Source organism: Gudongella oleilytica, assembly GCF_004101785.1.
In the GTDB taxonomy this organism is placed as follows: Bacteria; Bacillota; Clostridia; order Tissierellales; family Tissierellaceae; genus Gudongella; species Gudongella oleilytica.
On the sequence record NZ_CP035130.1, the window covers coordinates 1,808,842 to 1,823,636 of the forward strand.

General features: G+C 42.4%; 29 protein-coding genes. All 29 read right to left on the reverse strand.

What is annotated here, in order from left to right; translation table 11 throughout:
* Positions 1-50 precede the first annotated feature (50 nt).
* The 29 genes from rpsI to rplP all read right to left on the reverse strand — a co-directional run bounded on the left by rpsI (position 51) and on the right by rplP (position 14,782).
* Positions 51-443: a 30S ribosomal protein S9 gene (gene rpsI / locus EC328_RS08690; protein WP_128426423.1), complete on the reverse strand. Its 393-nt coding sequence runs from the start codon at positions 441-443 to the stop codon at positions 51-53.
* 24 nt (positions 444-467) lie between these two features.
* The gene (rplM, locus tag EC328_RS08695) at positions 468-896 is read right to left on the reverse strand and encodes a 50S ribosomal protein L13 (protein WP_128426424.1); all 429 of its coding nucleotides are present in this window, start codon (positions 894-896) and stop codon (positions 468-470) included.
* A gap of 114 nt (positions 897-1,010) precedes the next feature.
* Positions 1,011-1,748: a tRNA pseudouridine(38-40) synthase TruA gene (gene truA, locus EC328_RS08700; RefSeq protein ID WP_128426425.1), complete on the reverse strand. Its 738-nt coding sequence runs from the start codon at positions 1,746-1,748 to the stop codon at positions 1,011-1,013.
* A gap of 4 nt (positions 1,749-1,752) precedes the next feature.
* Positions 1,753-2,553, reverse strand: a complete 801-nt coding sequence (locus EC328_RS08705) for an energy-coupling factor transporter transmembrane component T family protein (RefSeq protein WP_128426426.1) — start codon at positions 2,551-2,553, stop codon at positions 1,753-1,755.
* The gene (locus EC328_RS08710) at positions 2,546-3,409 is read right to left on the reverse strand and encodes an energy-coupling factor transporter ATPase (protein WP_128426427.1); all 864 of its coding nucleotides are present in this window, start codon (positions 3,407-3,409) and stop codon (positions 2,546-2,548) included. The genes EC328_RS08705 and EC328_RS08710 overlap by 8 nt, the downstream gene beginning before the upstream one ends.
* Positions 3,406-4,227 (reverse strand): energy-coupling factor transporter ATPase, encoded by an 822-nt coding sequence (locus EC328_RS08715; RefSeq protein ID WP_206363970.1) that lies wholly within the window; start codon positions 4,225-4,227, stop codon positions 3,406-3,408. The genes EC328_RS08710 and EC328_RS08715 overlap by 4 nt, the downstream gene beginning before the upstream one ends.
* 152 nt (positions 4,228-4,379) lie before the next feature.
* Positions 4,380-4,721, reverse strand: a complete 342-nt coding sequence (rplQ, locus tag EC328_RS08720; protein ID WP_128426429.1) for a 50S ribosomal protein L17 — start codon at positions 4,719-4,721, stop codon at positions 4,380-4,382.
* A gap of 24 nt (positions 4,722-4,745) precedes the next feature.
* Entirely contained in the window at positions 4,746-5,693 is a 948-nt protein-coding gene (locus EC328_RS08725; protein WP_128426430.1) for a DNA-directed RNA polymerase subunit alpha, read from the reverse strand.
* Positions 5,694-5,757: 64 nt separating this feature from the next.
* Positions 5,758-6,381 (reverse strand): 30S ribosomal protein S4, encoded by a 624-nt coding sequence (rpsD, locus tag EC328_RS08730; RefSeq protein ID WP_128426431.1) that lies wholly within the window; start codon positions 6,379-6,381, stop codon positions 5,758-5,760.
* Between the two features lie 18 nt (positions 6,382-6,399).
* Complete coding sequence (rpsK, locus tag EC328_RS08735; RefSeq protein WP_128426432.1) at positions 6,400-6,798, reverse strand: 30S ribosomal protein S11; 399 nt, start codon at positions 6,796-6,798, stop codon at positions 6,400-6,402.
* 18 nt (positions 6,799-6,816) lie between these two features.
* A complete protein-coding gene (rpsM, locus tag EC328_RS08740) occupies positions 6,817-7,179 on the reverse strand; it encodes a 30S ribosomal protein S13 (protein ID WP_128426433.1) in 363 nt (120 codons plus the stop codon).
* Between the two features lie 34 nt (positions 7,180-7,213).
* On the reverse strand, positions 7,214-7,327 hold the full coding sequence (gene rpmJ, locus EC328_RS08745; protein ID WP_128426434.1) for a 50S ribosomal protein L36: 114 nt from the start codon (positions 7,325-7,327) through the stop codon (positions 7,214-7,216).
* A gap of 16 nt (positions 7,328-7,343) precedes the next feature.
* Positions 7,344-7,565 carry a translation initiation factor IF-1 gene (gene infA, locus EC328_RS08750; RefSeq protein ID WP_128426435.1) on the reverse strand — a complete coding sequence of 74 codons (222 nt, stop codon included), beginning with the start codon at positions 7,563-7,565 and terminating at the stop codon, positions 7,344-7,346.
* 28 nt (positions 7,566-7,593) lie between these two features.
* Positions 7,594-7,875: a KOW domain-containing RNA-binding protein gene (locus EC328_RS08755; protein WP_128426436.1), complete on the reverse strand. Its 282-nt coding sequence runs from the start codon at positions 7,873-7,875 to the stop codon at positions 7,594-7,596.
* Positions 7,876-7,889: 14 nt separating this feature from the next.
* Positions 7,890-8,534 carry an adenylate kinase gene (locus tag EC328_RS08760; RefSeq protein WP_128426437.1) on the reverse strand — a complete coding sequence of 215 codons (645 nt, stop codon included), beginning with the start codon at positions 8,532-8,534 and terminating at the stop codon, positions 7,890-7,892.
* Between the two features lie 18 nt (positions 8,535-8,552).
* Positions 8,553-9,827: a preprotein translocase subunit SecY gene (gene secY / locus EC328_RS08765; protein ID WP_128426438.1), complete on the reverse strand. Its 1,275-nt coding sequence runs from the start codon at positions 9,825-9,827 to the stop codon at positions 8,553-8,555.
* The gene (gene rplO / locus EC328_RS08770; protein ID WP_128426439.1) at positions 9,828-10,277 is read right to left on the reverse strand and encodes a 50S ribosomal protein L15; all 450 of its coding nucleotides are present in this window, start codon (positions 10,275-10,277) and stop codon (positions 9,828-9,830) included.
* A 17-nt stretch (positions 10,278-10,294) separates the two neighbouring features.
* Positions 10,295-10,471 (reverse strand): 50S ribosomal protein L30, encoded by a 177-nt coding sequence (gene rpmD, locus EC328_RS08775; RefSeq protein ID WP_128426440.1) that lies wholly within the window; start codon positions 10,469-10,471, stop codon positions 10,295-10,297.
* Positions 10,472-10,482: 11 nt separating this feature from the next.
* Positions 10,483-10,989, reverse strand: a complete 507-nt coding sequence (gene rpsE / locus EC328_RS08780; protein WP_128426441.1) for a 30S ribosomal protein S5 — start codon at positions 10,987-10,989, stop codon at positions 10,483-10,485.
* A 17-nt stretch (positions 10,990-11,006) separates the two neighbouring features.
* A complete protein-coding gene (gene rplR, locus EC328_RS08785) occupies positions 11,007-11,369 on the reverse strand; it encodes a 50S ribosomal protein L18 (RefSeq protein ID WP_128426442.1) in 363 nt (120 codons plus the stop codon).
* Positions 11,370-11,385: 16 nt separating this feature from the next.
* Positions 11,386-11,925, reverse strand: a complete 540-nt coding sequence (rplF, locus tag EC328_RS08790) for a 50S ribosomal protein L6 (protein ID WP_128426443.1) — start codon at positions 11,923-11,925, stop codon at positions 11,386-11,388.
* Positions 11,926-11,959: 34 nt separating this feature from the next.
* Positions 11,960-12,355, reverse strand: a complete 396-nt coding sequence (gene rpsH / locus EC328_RS08795; RefSeq protein WP_128426444.1) for a 30S ribosomal protein S8 — start codon at positions 12,353-12,355, stop codon at positions 11,960-11,962.
* A 30-nt stretch (positions 12,356-12,385) separates the two neighbouring features.
* Positions 12,386-12,571, reverse strand: a complete 186-nt coding sequence (locus EC328_RS08800) for a type Z 30S ribosomal protein S14 (RefSeq protein WP_128426445.1) — start codon at positions 12,569-12,571, stop codon at positions 12,386-12,388.
* A gap of 17 nt (positions 12,572-12,588) precedes the next feature.
* Positions 12,589-13,131 carry a 50S ribosomal protein L5 gene (rplE, locus tag EC328_RS08805; protein WP_128426446.1) on the reverse strand — a complete coding sequence of 181 codons (543 nt, stop codon included), beginning with the start codon at positions 13,129-13,131 and terminating at the stop codon, positions 12,589-12,591.
* Positions 13,132-13,155: 24 nt separating this feature from the next.
* Positions 13,156-13,470 carry a 50S ribosomal protein L24 gene (gene rplX / locus EC328_RS08810; protein WP_128426447.1) on the reverse strand — a complete coding sequence of 105 codons (315 nt, stop codon included), beginning with the start codon at positions 13,468-13,470 and terminating at the stop codon, positions 13,156-13,158.
* A gap of 15 nt (positions 13,471-13,485) precedes the next feature.
* Positions 13,486-13,854, reverse strand: a complete 369-nt coding sequence (gene rplN / locus EC328_RS08815; protein ID WP_128426448.1) for a 50S ribosomal protein L14 — start codon at positions 13,852-13,854, stop codon at positions 13,486-13,488.
* Positions 13,855-13,880: 26 nt separating this feature from the next.
* Positions 13,881-14,135, reverse strand: a complete 255-nt coding sequence (rpsQ, locus tag EC328_RS08820) for a 30S ribosomal protein S17 (protein ID WP_128426449.1) — start codon at positions 14,133-14,135, stop codon at positions 13,881-13,883.
* Positions 14,136-14,142: 7 nt separating this feature from the next.
* Positions 14,143-14,349, reverse strand: a complete 207-nt coding sequence (gene rpmC / locus EC328_RS08825) for a 50S ribosomal protein L29 (protein WP_128426450.1) — start codon at positions 14,347-14,349, stop codon at positions 14,143-14,145.
* Positions 14,339-14,782, reverse strand: coding sequence for a 50S ribosomal protein L16 (gene rplP, locus EC328_RS08830; RefSeq protein WP_128426451.1), 444 nt, complete (start codon positions 14,780-14,782; stop codon positions 14,339-14,341). Before rplP ends, rpmC begins: the two co-directional genes overlap by 11 nt.
* Positions 14,783-14,795 lie beyond the last annotated feature (13 nt).

The following is a 14,795-nucleotide window of genomic DNA, read 5'->3' on the forward strand; positions in this document are numbered from 1 at the left end:
TCTGCTTCATTACCTAAAAAAGAAAAGCACCGGTTTTCCGGTGCTTCCAATTATCTCTTGCTGAACTGTGGACTTTTTCTTGCTTTCTTAAGTCCATATTTCTTTCTTTCCTTCATTCTTGGATCTCTTGTGAGGTGCCCAGCCTTCTTAAGTAAAGGTCTCAGCTCTCCATCCGCCTGTAGAAGGGCTCTTGCGATTCCATGTCTAATAGCTCCTGCCTGACCTGTAAATCCGCCTCCATGTACGGTGACCTTTACATCGTACTTGTCCACGGTATCACTTATTGTCAAAGGCTCCTTAGCTATTACCTTAAGAGTCTCATAGTTGAAAAACTCGTCAATATCTCTTCCATTTATAGTCATCTTCCCGTTTCCAGGAATCAATCTAACTCTTGCAACAGATGTCTTCCTTCTTCCTGTTCCGATAAATTGTATTGCAGCCATTTACAGTCCTCCCTTCCTACCAGATTAAAATTCGTATACTTCCGGCTTTTGAGCTTCATGTCCATGCTCAGTGCCTCTGTATACCTTCAATTTTCTGTACATGCTTCTTCCAAGGCTGTTCTTTGGCAACATACCCTTTACTGCAAGCTCGATGATCTTCTCTGGATTCTTGACAATCAGATTTCTGTATGGAATCTGTCTCAATCCTCCGGGATATCCTGTATGATAAGTGTAATTTTTCTGATCCAGTTTCTTCCCTGTCAACTTCACCTTATCGGCATTGATGACGATAACGAAGTCACCAGTATCTACATACGGTGTATATATAGGTTTATTCTTACCTCTCAGAATCGTAGCGATCTCAGTGGCTAATCTACCTAACACTTTATTTTCAGCGTCGATTATATACCATTTTCTTTCGATTTCATTGGCTTTTGCCATGTAGCTTTTCATCTGTTTCCCTCCTTACAACAACTTTTTTCAAGGTGTTAATAAGAAGTTTCCGGGCTTCTTCTTACACACTCTTATACATTCTAATACAACCTAATTAGCTTGTCAACAGCCTATTTACTCGTAAAAAACTTTTTCTAAGAATAATCCCTTTGCAGGAGCAGTGTGACCTGCACAGTTTCTGTCTCTTTGCTCGAGTATCCATGGGATGGAATCCTTATCTCTCTGCCCATTTCCAATCTCCACCAAGGTACCAACCATTATTCTTACCATATTTCTCATAAAACTGTCGCCATCGATCCAAATATCAACCATTTCTCCCTTTTGCCTGATATCTATCCTGTTAACTTTTCTGACAGTTGTTTTGGTTATGCTCCTTCTCCCCTTGAAGGACTTGAAGTCGTGACTGCCTATGAAGTGTTCTGCTGCGTACCTCATAATATCAATATCCAGTGGATACTTGAAGTGATAGCAGAAATTTCTAAACATCGGTCTTTCCACCTCACCAGTATAGATTCTATACCTGTATCGCTTATGGGTAGCACTGAACCTTGAGTGAAAGCTCATATCCACCTCCTGTGAATCTATTACCCTGATGTCATCAGGAAGCTCATTATTCAGAGCAAACTTGAATTTATCACCCGGTATCGTAGAACCTGTATGAAAATTGGCGACCTGACCCAGCGCATGCACTCCGGCATCAGTTCTTCCGGAGCCTTTTACTGATATCATCTCTCCAGTGACTGCAAGGATCGCTTCCTCGATCTTCTGCTGCACAGAAACGCCGTTCTCCTGATATTGCCATCCATTATATGCCGTCCCGTCATACTCCAATACCAGCTTTATGTTTCTCATTTGATCACCCCAGATATCTGGTGGCTATTAGGATACCAAAGAATGCTGTCATACCGGTAAGAACCACATAATCCATGTTTTTAAAGCTAAGTTCATTAAGCCTCGTTCTGCCATCCCCGCCTCTATAGCATCTTGCTTCCATTGCAGTCGCAAGATCATCTGCCCGTCTGAAGGCATTTATGAATAATGGTACCAATAGGGGAACGAGATTCCTGGCGCGATTAAGGATGTTTCCAGATTCGAAATCAGCACCTCTTGCCATTTGTGCCTTCATTATCTTGTCGGTCTCCTCCAACAAAGTCGGTATGAATCTCAGAGCGATTGTCATCATCATTGCAAGCTCATGTGCAGGCAATCCAATTTTCTTAAATGGGGACAATAGTCTTTCTATACCATCTGTTAGAGCAATTGGAGACGTGGTCAAGGTCAACAATGATGTTCCTGTTATAAGGAAAACAAGCCTTAAGGCCATAAACACAGACTGTCTAAGTCCCTCCTTGGTTACAGTAAGCGGGCCAAGCTCAAAAAGCACCTCTCCCTTGGTCATAAACAGGTTAATTGCAAAGGTGATAAGTATTATGAACATCAAGGGTCTTAGCCCCTTTAAAATGAACTTAACAGGGAGCTTTGCAGTTTTTATGACTGCAGCAATGAATAGGACTATGAAAATATACGGATAAAACTTGGATATGAAGAAAAGGGATGCAATAAAAAGTGCCGTCACCACTATCTTGACTCTGGGATCAAGCTTATGTATAAGTGACGTTCCCGGGAAATATTGACCTATAGTGATATCCTTAAGCATCCTTCTTACCTCTCAAATATTTCAATATCTCGACCTTGGCTTCTTCAATAGTCAGCACATCATCCTTGACATCGTGTCCGGATGCCTTGAATTTTTTCATGAATTTAGTAATCTGGGGTATGCCTAAGCCCATACCCTCAAGCTCGTCAGATCTTCCGAATATTTCTCTTGGCGATCCATCCATGGCGAGCCTTCCTCTGTGCATGACAAATATCCTGTTAACCAACCTCGCAATGTCTTCCATGCTGTGGGAAACGAGTATTATTGTGATATTTTCTTTCTCATACAATGTCCTGATCTCATCGAGTATATCATCTCTGCCCTTGGGATCCAATCCTGCTGTAGGCTCGTCCAGAACAAGTACTTTTGGCTTCATCGCCACAACACCAGCTATGGCCACCCTTCTCTTCTGCCCACCTGACAGCTCGAACGGGGATCTATCCTTCAGCTCCTCGAAATCAAGACCTACAAGATCCATAGCATGCCTGACTCTTTCGTCCACTTCTTCCTGTGACAGTCCAAGATTCTTCGGTCCAAAGGCTATGTCCTTGTATATGGTCTCTTCAAACAGCTGATGCTCCGGGTATTGAAATACCAAGCCAACCTTCTGTCTTATATTCTTAAGTTTGGTGCTTTTGTCAGAAAGGCTGTCTCCATCTATAATTATTTCTCCGGATGTTGGCTTAATAAGTCCATTGAGATGCTGAACGAGAGTTGATTTCCCTGATCCGGTATGACCGATAAGCCCAATGAACTCTCCCTCTTCAATTCCAAGACTGATATCGTCAAGTGCCTTTTTCTCAAAAGGGGTCCCTGGATTATATACGTAGCTAAGATTCTTTATTTCAATTATCATAATATGTCCACCAGCTCCTCGACTGAGAGAATGTCGTCTCTGAAGTCATAACCTTCTTTGTTCAGCTCATATACCAGCTCGGTTACCTGGGGTACGTCCAAACCCATAGATTTTAGGAGATCTACCTTTCTGAATATATCATTTGGAGTCCCAAGCATTACAGATTCGCCTTCATTCAATACAAGTATCCTGTCGGCTTCAACTGCTTCATCCATAAAATGTGTTATCAGGATTATAGTCTTGTTTTTCTCCTTGTTGAGCTTTTTAACAGTATCCAATACCTCCTGGCGACCAACCGGATCAAGCATTGCCGTTGGTTCATCAAAAATTATGCAGTCAGGTTCCATTGCGAGTATGCCAGCTATTGCCACCCTTTGCTTCTGTCCTCCGGAAAGAAGATGGGGAGCATGTCTTTTATACTCTGACATTTCTACTACCTCAAGAGCGTCATCAACCCTCTTGCGGATCTCTGCTGGCGGTATCCCAAGGTTTTCTGGTCCGAAGGCCACATCCTCTTCGACAATGGTTGCGACTATCTGATTGTCAGGATTCTGAAAAACCATCCCCGCAGTAGATCTTATGTCCCATATCCGTTCTTCATCCCTTGTGTTGATGCCATTCACAAACACATTGCCCTTTGATGGCAGGATAAGCCCGTTGATCATCTTGGCAAGAGTGGATTTACCTGAGCCGTTATGCCCAAGAACTGCGAGAAATTCGCCTCTCTTGACCTCCAGGCTAAGGTCCTTGACAGCCAGCTGGATGCTTTCGTCAATATAGGAGCTGTACTCATAGCTGACATTTTCAATTTTTATCATTATATCTTCGTTCATGACGCTACCTCAATCGATTATTCTGTTCCTTATCCAATATACCATATGGATACCCTTATTTCAATTTTGGATTCATTGTTGGAAAAAAGATGGTGAAAGCTAAAGGGACTAAGCATTTCAACTTAATCCCCCACAATCTACACCAATTCCAATATTGCCAGCTCTGCTCCGTCTCCGCGGCGTGGACCTGCTTTGATAACTCTTGTATAGCCGCCTTTTCTCTCGGCATACTTGGGAGCAATTTCATCAAAAAGTTTCTTTACTACGTCTTCATCATATATAAAGGCCAATGCTTGTCTTCTTGCGTGAAGATCTCCCCTCTTGCCAAGAGTGATCATCTTTTCGGCCATTCTCTTCGTTTCTTTTGCTCTTGTAACTGTGGTTTCTATCCTCTCTTCCCTAAGCAATGAAGTAACCTGGTTTCTAAGCATTGCTTTTCTGTGGGCAGTGGGACGACCCAGCTTTCTTAAAGTTGTCACATTAATCCCTCCTTCTTGCTATGATTACTCATCACTGCTCTTTAGGCTCAAACCCAACTCAGCAAGCTTTCTCTGGACTTCCTCAAGGGATTTCTTACCCAGATTCCTTACCTTCATCATGTCGTCCTCAGTTTTCTGTGTGAGCTCCTCAACAGTGTTAATTGCTGCTCTCTTAAGGCAGTTGTAGCTCCTTACTGACAAATCGAGCTCTTCGACTGTCATTTCAAGAACCTTTTCCTTCTTGTCCTCTTCCTTTTCCACCATGATCTCTACGTCGCCTACATGCTCAGTAAGACCGATGAATAGGTTAAGATGCTCAGTAAGGATCTTTGCTCCCAAAGAAGTGGCCTCGTCAGCACTCATAGTACCATTGGTCCATACCTCCAGGACAAGCTTATCGTAGTCGGTTATCTGACCAACTCTTGTGTTTTCCACGTGGTAGTTTACCTTTGTTACTGGTGTGAAGGATGAATCCACTGGAATAACCCCAACAGGCTGACTGTCCTTCTTATTCTTCTCAGCTATGGAATAGCCTCTTCCTCTTATTAGCTCCAGCTCAATATAAAGCCTTCCATCCTCATTGACAGTGGCAATGTATTGATCTTTGTTTACTATTTCAACATCCATCCCTGTAGCTATGTCTCCTGCTGTTACAACCTGAGGTCCTTCAGCATCTATGATCATAGTTACAGGCTCTTCTGTGTACATTTTAGCAGCAATTTCCTTGATGTTGAGTATGATTTCAGGAACGTCCTCAAGTACTCCGGGTATTGTTGCAAATTCATGCAATACGCCCTGGAACTTTACTGATGACACAGCAGCTCCGGGGAGAGATGACAATAATACTCTCCTCAATGAGTTGCCAAGAGTTGTTCCATAGCCCCTCTCAAGAGGCTCTACAACAAATTTCCCGTAGCTTCCATCTTCGCTTAATTCGATGATTTCAATTCTGGGCTTTTCAATTTCAATCATTAATCATAACCCTCCTTGGCTTTTGGTTTTCTAACGGACGAGGGCAACTGATATTGTCTATCTATTATTTCGAGTAAAGCTCGACAATCAAGTGCTCTTCCACTGGGAGGTCTATGTCTGCTCTTGTGGATTCAGCCACAATTGTACCTCTCATCTTCTCAAGGTCAACATTTATCCAGGGTACTGTATTGCCATTGTGGTTTTCCACAAGTGCCTTGAACTTCTCGCTTCCCCTGCTTTTTTCCTTAACTTCGACAACATCTCCTGCTATGGTCAACAGTGAAGGGATGTTTACCTTATTGCCGTTTAGTAGGAAGTGACCGTGAGTTACTAGCTGTCTTGCCTCAGCTCTTGAGGATGCAAAGCCCATTCTGTAAACTACGTTATCAAGTCTTGACTCCAATATCTTAAACAGGTTCTCACCTGTTATACCTTTCATCTTGTCAGCCATGTCGAAGTACTTGGCCATTTGTGATTCTGAGATCCCGTAGAATCTACGAACCTTTTGCTTCTCCCTTAGCTGCATGCCGTACTCGGTTACTTTCTTTCTGGACGTACCGTGCTGACCAGGAGCAAAGTTTCTCTTGTTCAAAGCACATCTGTCCGTATAGCATCTGTCTCCCTTAAGAAACAGCTTTGTCCCCTCTCTTCGGCACAACCTGCATACTGGGCCAGTATATCTTGCCATATCTATCTACACCTCCTATTAAACTCTTCTTCTCTTCGGCGGCCTGCAGCCGTTGTGTGGGATTGGGGTAACATCCTTTATCATGCTTACCTCAAGTCCTGATGCCTGAAGTGACCTTATTGCAGCTTCTCTTCCTGAACCAGGTCCCTTAACGAATACCTCAACGATCTTTAGTCCATGTTCCATAGCTTTTTTGGCTGCTTCCTCAGCTGCCTGTTGAGCGGCATACGGAGTGGATTTTCTTGACCCTCTGAAGCCTAATTGACCAGCGCTTGCCCAAGAAATAACATTTCCCTGCATGTCTGTCAAAGTTACCATTGTATTATTGAATGATGAAGAAATGTGAGCCTGACCTCTCTCGATGTTCTTACGCTCTCTTCTTCTCACACGAGTTGCTTTACCTTTTTTAGGTGCCATTTAATTCCCCTCCTTTACCTACTTCTTCTTGGATACAATTCTTCTAGGGCCTTTTCTGGTCCTTGCATTAGTCTTGGTCCTTTGACCTCTAACCGGAAGCCCTCTCTTATGCCTTAAGCCTCTGTAGCAGTTGATCTCCTTGAGACGCTTTATGTTCAGTGCGATATCTCTTCTAAGGTCACCCTCTACATGATAGGTGTCAATAATTGCTCTAAGGTTGGAAACCTCAGACTCAGTAAGATCCTTTACTCTGGTGTCAGGATTTACTCCGGCTTTCTTAAGGATCTCATTTGACCTTGTTCTGCCAATGCCGAAAATATATGTCAAGCCAACTTCAACGCGTTTTTCTCTTGGTAAGTCCACGCCTGCAATTCTAGCCATTAACTTCTACACCTCCTATTATCAATATCTTCCATTAGCCTTGCTTTTGTTTATGTTTAGGATTTTCACAGATAACCATTACTCGTCCTTTTCTTTTTATTATCTTGCATTTTTCACACATCTTTTTTACGGATGGTCTGATTTTCACAATAATCCCTCCTATGCTACTTGTTTCGCCAGGTTATTCTGCCCCTTGTCAAATCGTAGGGAGAAAGCTCCACGGTTACGGTGTCCCCTGGCAATATCCTGATATAATTCATCCTCAGTTTGCCGGAGATATGGGCTAAAATTTCATGACCATTTTCAAGTTTAACCTTGAATATGGCATTTGGCAGCGCATCCACCACAGTACCCTCAACCTCGATGACGTCTTCTTTTTTAGCCATTGGATTTCGAACCTCCTGTTCAGAACGTTTAGAAACTCTTATTGAAAGGTTCCAATATCTTTCTAATATATGAGTTGTTAATCTTAACGCTGTTTTCTATCTTTTCCTTGAATTCGGGAAGCACAGTGTTGAACACTATCAAGTGCTTGATCTTCTTTTTCTTTGGGCTGTCAAGCCTTCTGAGGTCTCCGTCCACTATATAGACGTACTGCTCATCAGCTATCCCATAAACAAGGAAGATCCTTCCCTTGTCGCGGCCAGCTCTTGACTTTACCACCTGTCCGATGGATATGTCAGCAGTTGAATCCATTGTATTCACCTCTTCTAGTTATCCAGTGCTTCGGTGATGAGTTCAAACACGGTACTTATCTCAAGTGTTCCATCAACGTCCAACAGAAGACCCTTGTCGCCGTAGTAATCTATAAGCGGTTGAGTTTGCTCCATGTAAACATTTATCCTCGTAGAAACCGTACTCTCATTGTCGTCATCTCTTTGATAGAGTTCTCCTCCATCCTTGTCGCATACACCTTCAACCTTGGGAGGATTGAATTTGATATGGTAGGTAGCTCCGCACTCCCTGCATATTCTCCTTCCAACCGCTCTCTCAATCAGTATTTCAGCATTTGCGTTTATATTAATAACTCTGTCTAATTCGATACCCATTTTGCTGAGTTCGGAATCCAATGACTCTGCCTGGTTTACCGTTCTTGGAAAACCATCGAGCAAAAATCCTTTTGTACAATCGTCCTTCAGCAACCTGTCCTTAACGATCGAAACAACCAGCTCGTCAGGAACAAGAAGTCCCTTGTCCATATAGGACTTGGCTTCCTTGCCAAGTGCTGTACCTTCTTTTATATTCGCTCTGAATATGTCCCCTGTGGAAATGTGGGGTATTTTGTATTTTTCTACTATAGCTGATGCCTGAGTACCCTTACCTGCCCCAGGAGGACCTAGTAATACTAATCTCATGTAATCATCTCCTATAGTCTATTTCAAGAATCCTTTGTAATGTCTCATCAATAGCTGAGACTCGATCTGTTTCATAGTTTCCAGTGCAACGCCGACTACTATTATTATTGCAGTTCCGCCAAAGTTGATATTCATGTCAAACACCTTCGACATTACAGTCGGAAGTGTCGCCAGTATAGCCAGTGATATACCTCCAACGAAAACTACTCTATTGACTACCTTGTTGAGATAATCTGAGGTTGGCCTTCCGGGTCTGATGCCTGGGATGAAGCCTCCATGCTGCTGCAGGTTCTTTGAGTACTCAACAGTATTGAACTGGACTGCTGTATAGAAATATGTGAAGAACACTATCAACAGTATATTTAGTATTGAATATATCCAAATTCCAACGTTCCCTGAAGGTGTCAGATACTTCTCTATCCACTGGGTAACTCCCCCTTGTGAGAACAGTGCCAGTGTCTGTGGAAGTGCCAGTAATGATGAAGAGAATATTACGGGGATTACCCCAGCCATCAATACCTTTATAGGTATATGAGTGCTTTGTCCGCCGTACATTTTTCTACCTACCACTCTTTTTGCATACTGGACCGGTATCCTTCTTTCACCTTCTTGCAATGCAACTACGAATACTATGATTGCAAGCAGTACCACTCCGAAAAGTATAAGCGTGATCGCGCTCATTTGTCCTATGCTTACCAGTCTGATCCAGTTGATGATATCAGATGGAAGTCTTGAGATGATTCCTATGAAGATCAGAAGTGATATACCGTTTCCAATTCCTCTCTCCGATATAAGCTCCCCAATCCACATAAGAAATGCAGTACCAGCCACCATGGATAGTATTACTATTATTGTCTGCATGATATTTGTCGTTTCCAAGGCTTGTCTGAACAATCCAAAGGTATATCCGCTGGCTTGAACAGCTGCCAATACTATGGCACCATATCTTGTGTATCTATTGATCTTCTTTTTACCTTCCTCGCCTCCCTTAGCAAGCTCCTCAAGCTTAGGGATCGCGATGGTCAATAGCTGTATGATGATCGATGCTGTAATGTATGGATAGATGTTTGCAGCGAATATACTGTAGCTGCTGAAGGTTCCCCCTCCCATCATGTCCAGGAACTGAAGGATCCCACCTTGACTGCTGTTGAAAATGCTGCTGATGATATCCTTATTCATAAAAGGTACAGGTATAGCTGCTCCAAGTCTAACTACTAAAAGCATCAACACCGTGAATATCAGCTTTTTTCTTATGTCCGGCACTCTCCATGCATTCCTTAAGGTTGAAAGCATCTAAATCACCTCAACCTTTCCCCCCGCGGCTTCGATCTTCTCAGCGGCGGTTTTGCTGAATTTATGTGCCTGAACTGTCAATTTGACGCTCAATTCTCCATCCCCAAGGACCTTAACCCCATCCTTAGCTTTTCCTGGTTTAACGATCCCTTCTGCAAAAAGCAGCTCAGGAGTAACAACTGTATTTTCTTCAAATCTATTTAAATCTTCAAGATTCACGATCGCGTATTCAGTAGCGAAAATATTGGTAAAACCACGCTTTGGCATTCTTCTAAACAAAGGCATCTGGCCACCCTCAAAACCAGGTCTTACTCCACCGCCTGATCTTGCATTTTGGCCTTTGTGTCCCTTACCAGATGTTTTACCAAGTCCTGATCCGATTCCACGTCCAAGTCTCTTTTTGGGTTTGGACCCACCACCGGCGTTTGGTCTTAAATCATTCAGTTTCAATTGGTACACCTCCTTTATTAGTCTATTACTTCAACCATGTAGTCTACTTGATGTATCATACCTCTGATTTGAGGGGTATCATTCTTTTCCACTACTTGACCGATCTTCCTTAATCCAAGGGCTTTGACTGTTTTTCTATGGATTTCAGGTCTCCCGATGAGACTCTTAACCAATTTGATTTTGATCATAGTCATTTCCTTCCCCCCTAACCTAGTATTTCTTCTATGGTTTTTCCTCTTAGTTTAGCAACGTCCTCTACCTTCTTAAGTCCCTTAAGGGCTTCCAATGTTGCGTTAACTACGTTTCTCGGGTTGTTTGAACCAAGTGATTTGGTTCTGATATCTCTGATACCTACAAGCTCGCAAACAGCACGAACTGCTCCGCCTGCAATAACTCCAGTACCCTCTTTTGACGGCTTCAACAGAACTCTTCCTGCTCCGTAGATTCCAGTAATTTCGTGAGGGATAGTGGTTCCTACCAACGGTATCTCTATAACGTGCTTCTTAGCATCCTGGATCGCTTTTCTTATCGCCTCAGGAACTTCCATGGCTTTAGCCATTCCAACGCCTACATGACCATTTTCGTCTCCAACTACTACTAATGCGCTGAATCTGAAGTTTCTTCCGCCCTTAACAACCTTTGTTACACGGTTAATATTGACAACTCTTTCTTTCAAATCCAATTCACTTGCATCTATATACAAACGTTCCATTTATTCCCCTCCTTCTACTAAAATTTCAGTCCTGCTTCCCTTGCTCCGTCAGCAAGCTCTTTTACTCTTCCATGGTACAGATAGCCGCCTCTGTCGAAGACAACCTCTTCGATGCCCTTCTCAAGAGCTCTTTTTGCGATTGTCTGTCCAACAACCTTTGCAGCTTCCTTATTCTTAGTTGAGGCAAGGTCCAAAGTTTTGTCCAGGGTCGATGCAGCAGCCAAGGTGTGGCCTGCAACGTCATCAATGATCTGTGCATATATATGGCTTCCGCTTCTATATATGTTCAGTCTTGGTTTCACAGGAGTGCCATAAACTTTTTGCCTTACTCTGGTATGTCTAACCTTTCTGGTCTTGTTCTTATCTATTTTCTTAAGCAAATCTGTTCACTCCCTTCTACTTACCTGTTTTTCCAACCTTACGTCTGATAACCTCATCAGAGTACTTGACTCCCTTGCCCTTATATGGCTCAGGCTTTCTGTAATCTCTGATCTTAGCCGCGTAGTTTCCAACCTGCTGCTTATTTATTCCCTTAACAATTATCTTGTTTTGTGCAGGAACCTCTACTTCTATTCCGCTTGGATCCTCAAGCTCTATCGGATGTGAATAGCCTAGTGTTAGAACCAGCTTATTCCCATTCTTTGCAGCTCTATATCCTGTACCAACTATATCCAGTGTCTTTGAATAACCTTCAGTAACCCCAACGATCATGTTTGATATCAATGTCCTTGTCAATCCATGAAGGGACTTGTGCTTCTTTGTCTCTGACGGTCTGGATACATTCAGTACGCCGTCTTCTATTGTAATAGCCATCTCAGGGCTTACTTGCTCAGATAACTGTCCTTTTGGACCCTTTACCTCAACGAAGTTTCCGTCGTTTATCTTGATTTCTACTCCGCTTGGCAGATTAATTGGCTTTAAACCTATTCTTGACATGAGTGCACCTCCTGTTCCAATAATCTAGTAATTATTACCAAACGTAACAAATTACTTCTCCACCCACATTTTCTTTTCTAGCCTGCTTGTCAGTCATTATACCTTTAGATGTGGATAATACAGCAATTCCAAGGCCGCCAAGCACTCTTGGGATCTCGTCGCTCTTCACATAAACCTTAAGTCCTGGCTTGGAAATCCTCTTGATCCCGCTTATTACCTTCTCACTGTTCTTGCCGTATTTCAAATCTATTCTAATAATACCTTGCTTGCCGTCTTCGATCACGTCAAATCCTTTTATAAAGCCTTCGCTTAGAAGGATTTGGGCAATTTCTTTCTTTATATTGGAAGCAGGAACATCTACTGAATCATGCTTAGCATTGCTGCTGTTTCTTATACGCGTTAACATATCCGCGATTGGATCTGTCATCATGTTTTGTTACCTCCTTTCATAACCTTAGAATTACCAGCTGGCTTTTCTCACTCCAGGGATTTGACCCTTATAAGCTAATTCTCTGAAGCAGATACGGCATATGCCATATTTTCTCAATACGGCATGAGGTCTTCCGCATAGCTTGCATCTACTATATTCTTGTGAGCTAAACTTTTGCTTTCTTTGTTGTTTAGCAACCATCGATTTCTTTGCCAAGATTTTCCCCTCCTCTTTTACTTTCTAAAGGGCATTCCCATTTTCTCTAAGAATACTCTAGCCTCTTCATCAGTCTTAGCTGTAGTTACGATTACAATATCAAGTCCTCTGATTGAGTCAACCATATCGTATTCGATCTCAGGGAATATTAGCTGTTCTTTAATTCCAAGCGCATAGTTTCCTCTTCCGTCGAAGGATGTGTCGCTGACACCTCTGAAGTCTCTAACCCTTGGAAGAGCAATGTTCATAAGCTTGTCAAGGAACTCATACATTCTTTGACCTCTTAAGGTAACCTTAGCTCCTACCTTCATACCTTCTCTAAGCTTAAAGTTAGCTATGGATTTCTTAGCTTTAGTCACGACAGGTTTTTGTCCGGTTATGATTTCAAGCTCCTTTACAGCTGATTCAAGAACCTTTGGGTTGTCCCTGGCTTCTCCAAGTCCCATGTTTATGATGACCTTTTCAAGCTTTGGTACTTCCATGACATTCGTATAATTAAACCTTTCCATCAAGGCACTTATTACTTCATTTTGATATTTGTCTTTTAATCTGGAAGTCATTCCATTACCTCCTCTCTACATTGATTATTTGTCAAGTACTTCTCCGCACTTTTTGCAGACTCTTACCTTTGTTCCGTCCTTCTGGATCTGATGGCCTACACGCACTCCTGTTTTGTCCTTGGGGCAATATATCATTACCTTGGATACGTTCAAAGGTGCCTCGAACTTCACGATCCCGCCCGGTTTTGTAGGTCCGGCAGTCTTCTTGTGCTTAGTTACAATGTTTACGCCTTCAACAACTACTCTATTTTCTTTAGGCATAGCCCTTAATATCTTGCCAGTCTTGCCTTTATCTTTTCCTGATATTACTACAACGGTATCTCCACTTTTAACGTGCATGCTCTACACCTCCTTCTATAGTACTTCCGGTGCCAATGATATGATCTTCATGTAGTTTCCTCTTCTGAGTTCTCTTGTAACCGGCCCAAATATTCGGGTTCCTACTGGATTCTTATCTTCCTTTATAATAACAGCTGCATTATCGTCAAATTTGATGTAAGTTCCGTCTTGTCTTCTTACTTCCTTCTTTGTTCTGACTACAACAGCCTTAACAACTTGTCCTTTTTTTACAACCCCGCCAGGTGTTGCGCTTTTGACCGCACAAACTACTATATCTCCTACACTGGCATACTTTTTATTGGTTCCGCCAAGAACTCTGATAACTAAAAGCTCTTTTGCTCCAGAATTATCAGCGACTCTCATACGGCTTTCGGTTTGAATCATTTGAATACCTCCCTTCGCAATAAGTCCTATTTGGCTTTTTCAATAATCTCGACTACTCTCCATCTCTTATCCCTGCTAAGTGGTCTAGTCTCCATTATTTGAACCTTATCCCCGACAGCACATTCATTATTCTCATCGTGGGCTTTGAATCTGGTCGTTCTCTTTACCTGCTTCTTATACATCGGGTGAGTAACAAATGTCTCTATGGCAACGACAACTGTCTTATCCATCTTGTCACTTACAACTGTACCGATTTTAACTTTACGATTTCCTCTTTCCATTTAGAGATTAAACCTCCTTCCTTACGGATAATTCTCTTTCTCGTACGATGGTTTTCACACGAGCGATATCTTTTCTAACCGAACTTATTCTCATGGGGTTATCTAATTGACCTGTAGCCAATTGAAATCTCAAATTGAAAAGCTCTGACTTTAAATCCATTAGTTTTGTGTTTAATTCCTGCTCTGACATTTGGCGAATTTCTTTAGCTTTCATTAGCTTCACCACCCTTATCTTGCGTTTCTTCACGTGTTACGAATTTTGTCTTTATAGGCAGTTTGTGAGCTGCAAGTCTCATAGCCTCCCTTGCATCTTCCTCTGTTACGCCACCCATTTCAAACAATATTCTGCCTGGCTTGACTACTGCTACCCAGTACTCAGGTGATCCTTTCCCGGAACCCATACGAGTCTCAGCTGGTTTTTCAGTAACAGGCTTGTCAGGGAACACCTTGATCCATATATTCCCGCCCCTCTTTACGTACCTTGTCATAGCACGTCTTGCTGACTCTATTTGGTTGGAAGTGATCCATGCAGGTTCAAGTGCCTGAAGTCCGAACTCACCATAGGTAATGGTGTTTCCTCTCATTGCCTTGCCCTTCATTCTTCCTCTATGAACTCTTCGATATTTAACTCTTTTAGGCATTAACATTTCAACTTTCCTC

Coding starts and splice junctions, on each gene's coding strand:
- EC328_RS08760 (WP_128426437.1), bottom strand. CDS start 8,534: ATGAGATTAGTATTACTAGGTCCTCCTGGGGCAGGTAAGGGTACTCAG.
- rpsE (WP_128426441.1), bottom strand. CDS start 10,989: ATGGAACGTTTGTATATAGATGCAAGTGAATTGGATTTGAAAGAAAGA.
- rpsH (WP_128426444.1), bottom strand. CDS start 12,355: ATGATGACAGATCCAATCGCGGATATGTTAACGCGTATAAGAAACAGC.
- EC328_RS08705 (WP_128426426.1), bottom strand. CDS start 2,553: ATGCTTAAGGATATCACTATAGGTCAATATTTCCCGGGAACGTCACTT.
- rpsD (WP_128426431.1), bottom strand. CDS start 6,381: ATGGCAAGATATACTGGCCCAGTATGCAGGTTGTGCCGAAGAGAGGGG.
- rpmC (WP_128426450.1), bottom strand. CDS start 14,349: ATGAAAGCTAAAGAAATTCGCCAAATGTCAGAGCAGGAATTAAACACA.
- rplM (WP_128426424.1), bottom strand. CDS start 896: ATGAAAAGCTACATGGCAAAAGCCAATGAAATCGAAAGAAAATGGTAT.
- rpsK (WP_128426432.1), bottom strand. CDS start 6,798: ATGGCACCTAAAAAAGGTAAAGCAACTCGTGTGAGAAGAAGAGAGCGT.
- rpmD (WP_128426440.1), bottom strand. CDS start 10,471: ATGACTATGATCAAAATCAAATTGGTTAAGAGTCTCATCGGGAGACCT.
- rplP (WP_128426451.1), bottom strand. CDS start 14,782: ATGTTAATGCCTAAAAGAGTTAAATATCGAAGAGTTCATAGAGGAAGA.
- rpsM (WP_128426433.1), bottom strand. CDS start 7,179: ATGGCTAGAATTGCAGGCGTGGACTTACCAAGAGAAAAACGCGTTGAA.
- EC328_RS08715 (WP_206363970.1), bottom strand. CDS start 4,227: ATGATAAAAATTGAAAATGTCAGCTATGAGTACAGCTCCTATATTGAC.
- rplF (WP_128426443.1), bottom strand. CDS start 11,925: ATGTCAAGAATAGGTTTAAAGCCAATTAATCTGCCAAGCGGAGTAGAA.
- rplE (WP_128426446.1), bottom strand. CDS start 13,131: ATGACTTCCAGATTAAAAGACAAATATCAAAATGAAGTAATAAGTGCC.
- infA (WP_128426435.1), bottom strand. CDS start 7,565: ATGGCTAAAAAAGAAGACGTCATCGAGGTTGAGGGTACTGTGGTGGAT.
- rplN (WP_128426448.1), bottom strand. CDS start 13,854: ATGATTCAAACCGAAAGCCGTATGAGAGTCGCTGATAATTCTGGAGCA.
- EC328_RS08755 (WP_128426436.1), bottom strand. CDS start 7,875: ATGGATTCAACTGCTGACATATCCATCGGACAGGTGGTAAAGTCAAGA.
- rpsQ (WP_128426449.1), bottom strand. CDS start 14,135: ATGGAAAGAGGAAATCGTAAAGTTAAAATCGGTACAGTTGTAAGTGAC.
- truA (WP_128426425.1), bottom strand. CDS start 1,748: ATGAGAAACATAAAGCTGGTATTGGAGTATGACGGGACGGCATATAAT.
- EC328_RS08725 (WP_128426430.1), bottom strand. CDS start 5,693: ATGATTGAAATTGAAAAGCCCAGAATTGAAATCATCGAATTAAGCGAA.
- rpsI (WP_128426423.1), bottom strand. CDS start 443: ATGGCTGCAATACAATTTATCGGAACAGGAAGAAGGAAGACATCTGTT.
- secY (WP_128426438.1), bottom strand. CDS start 9,827: ATGCTTTCAACCTTAAGGAATGCATGGAGAGTGCCGGACATAAGAAAA.
- rplX (WP_128426447.1), bottom strand. CDS start 13,470: ATGCACGTTAAAAGTGGAGATACCGTTGTAGTAATATCAGGAAAAGAT.
- EC328_RS08710 (WP_128426427.1), bottom strand. CDS start 3,409: ATGATAATTGAAATAAAGAATCTTAGCTACGTATATAATCCAGGGACC.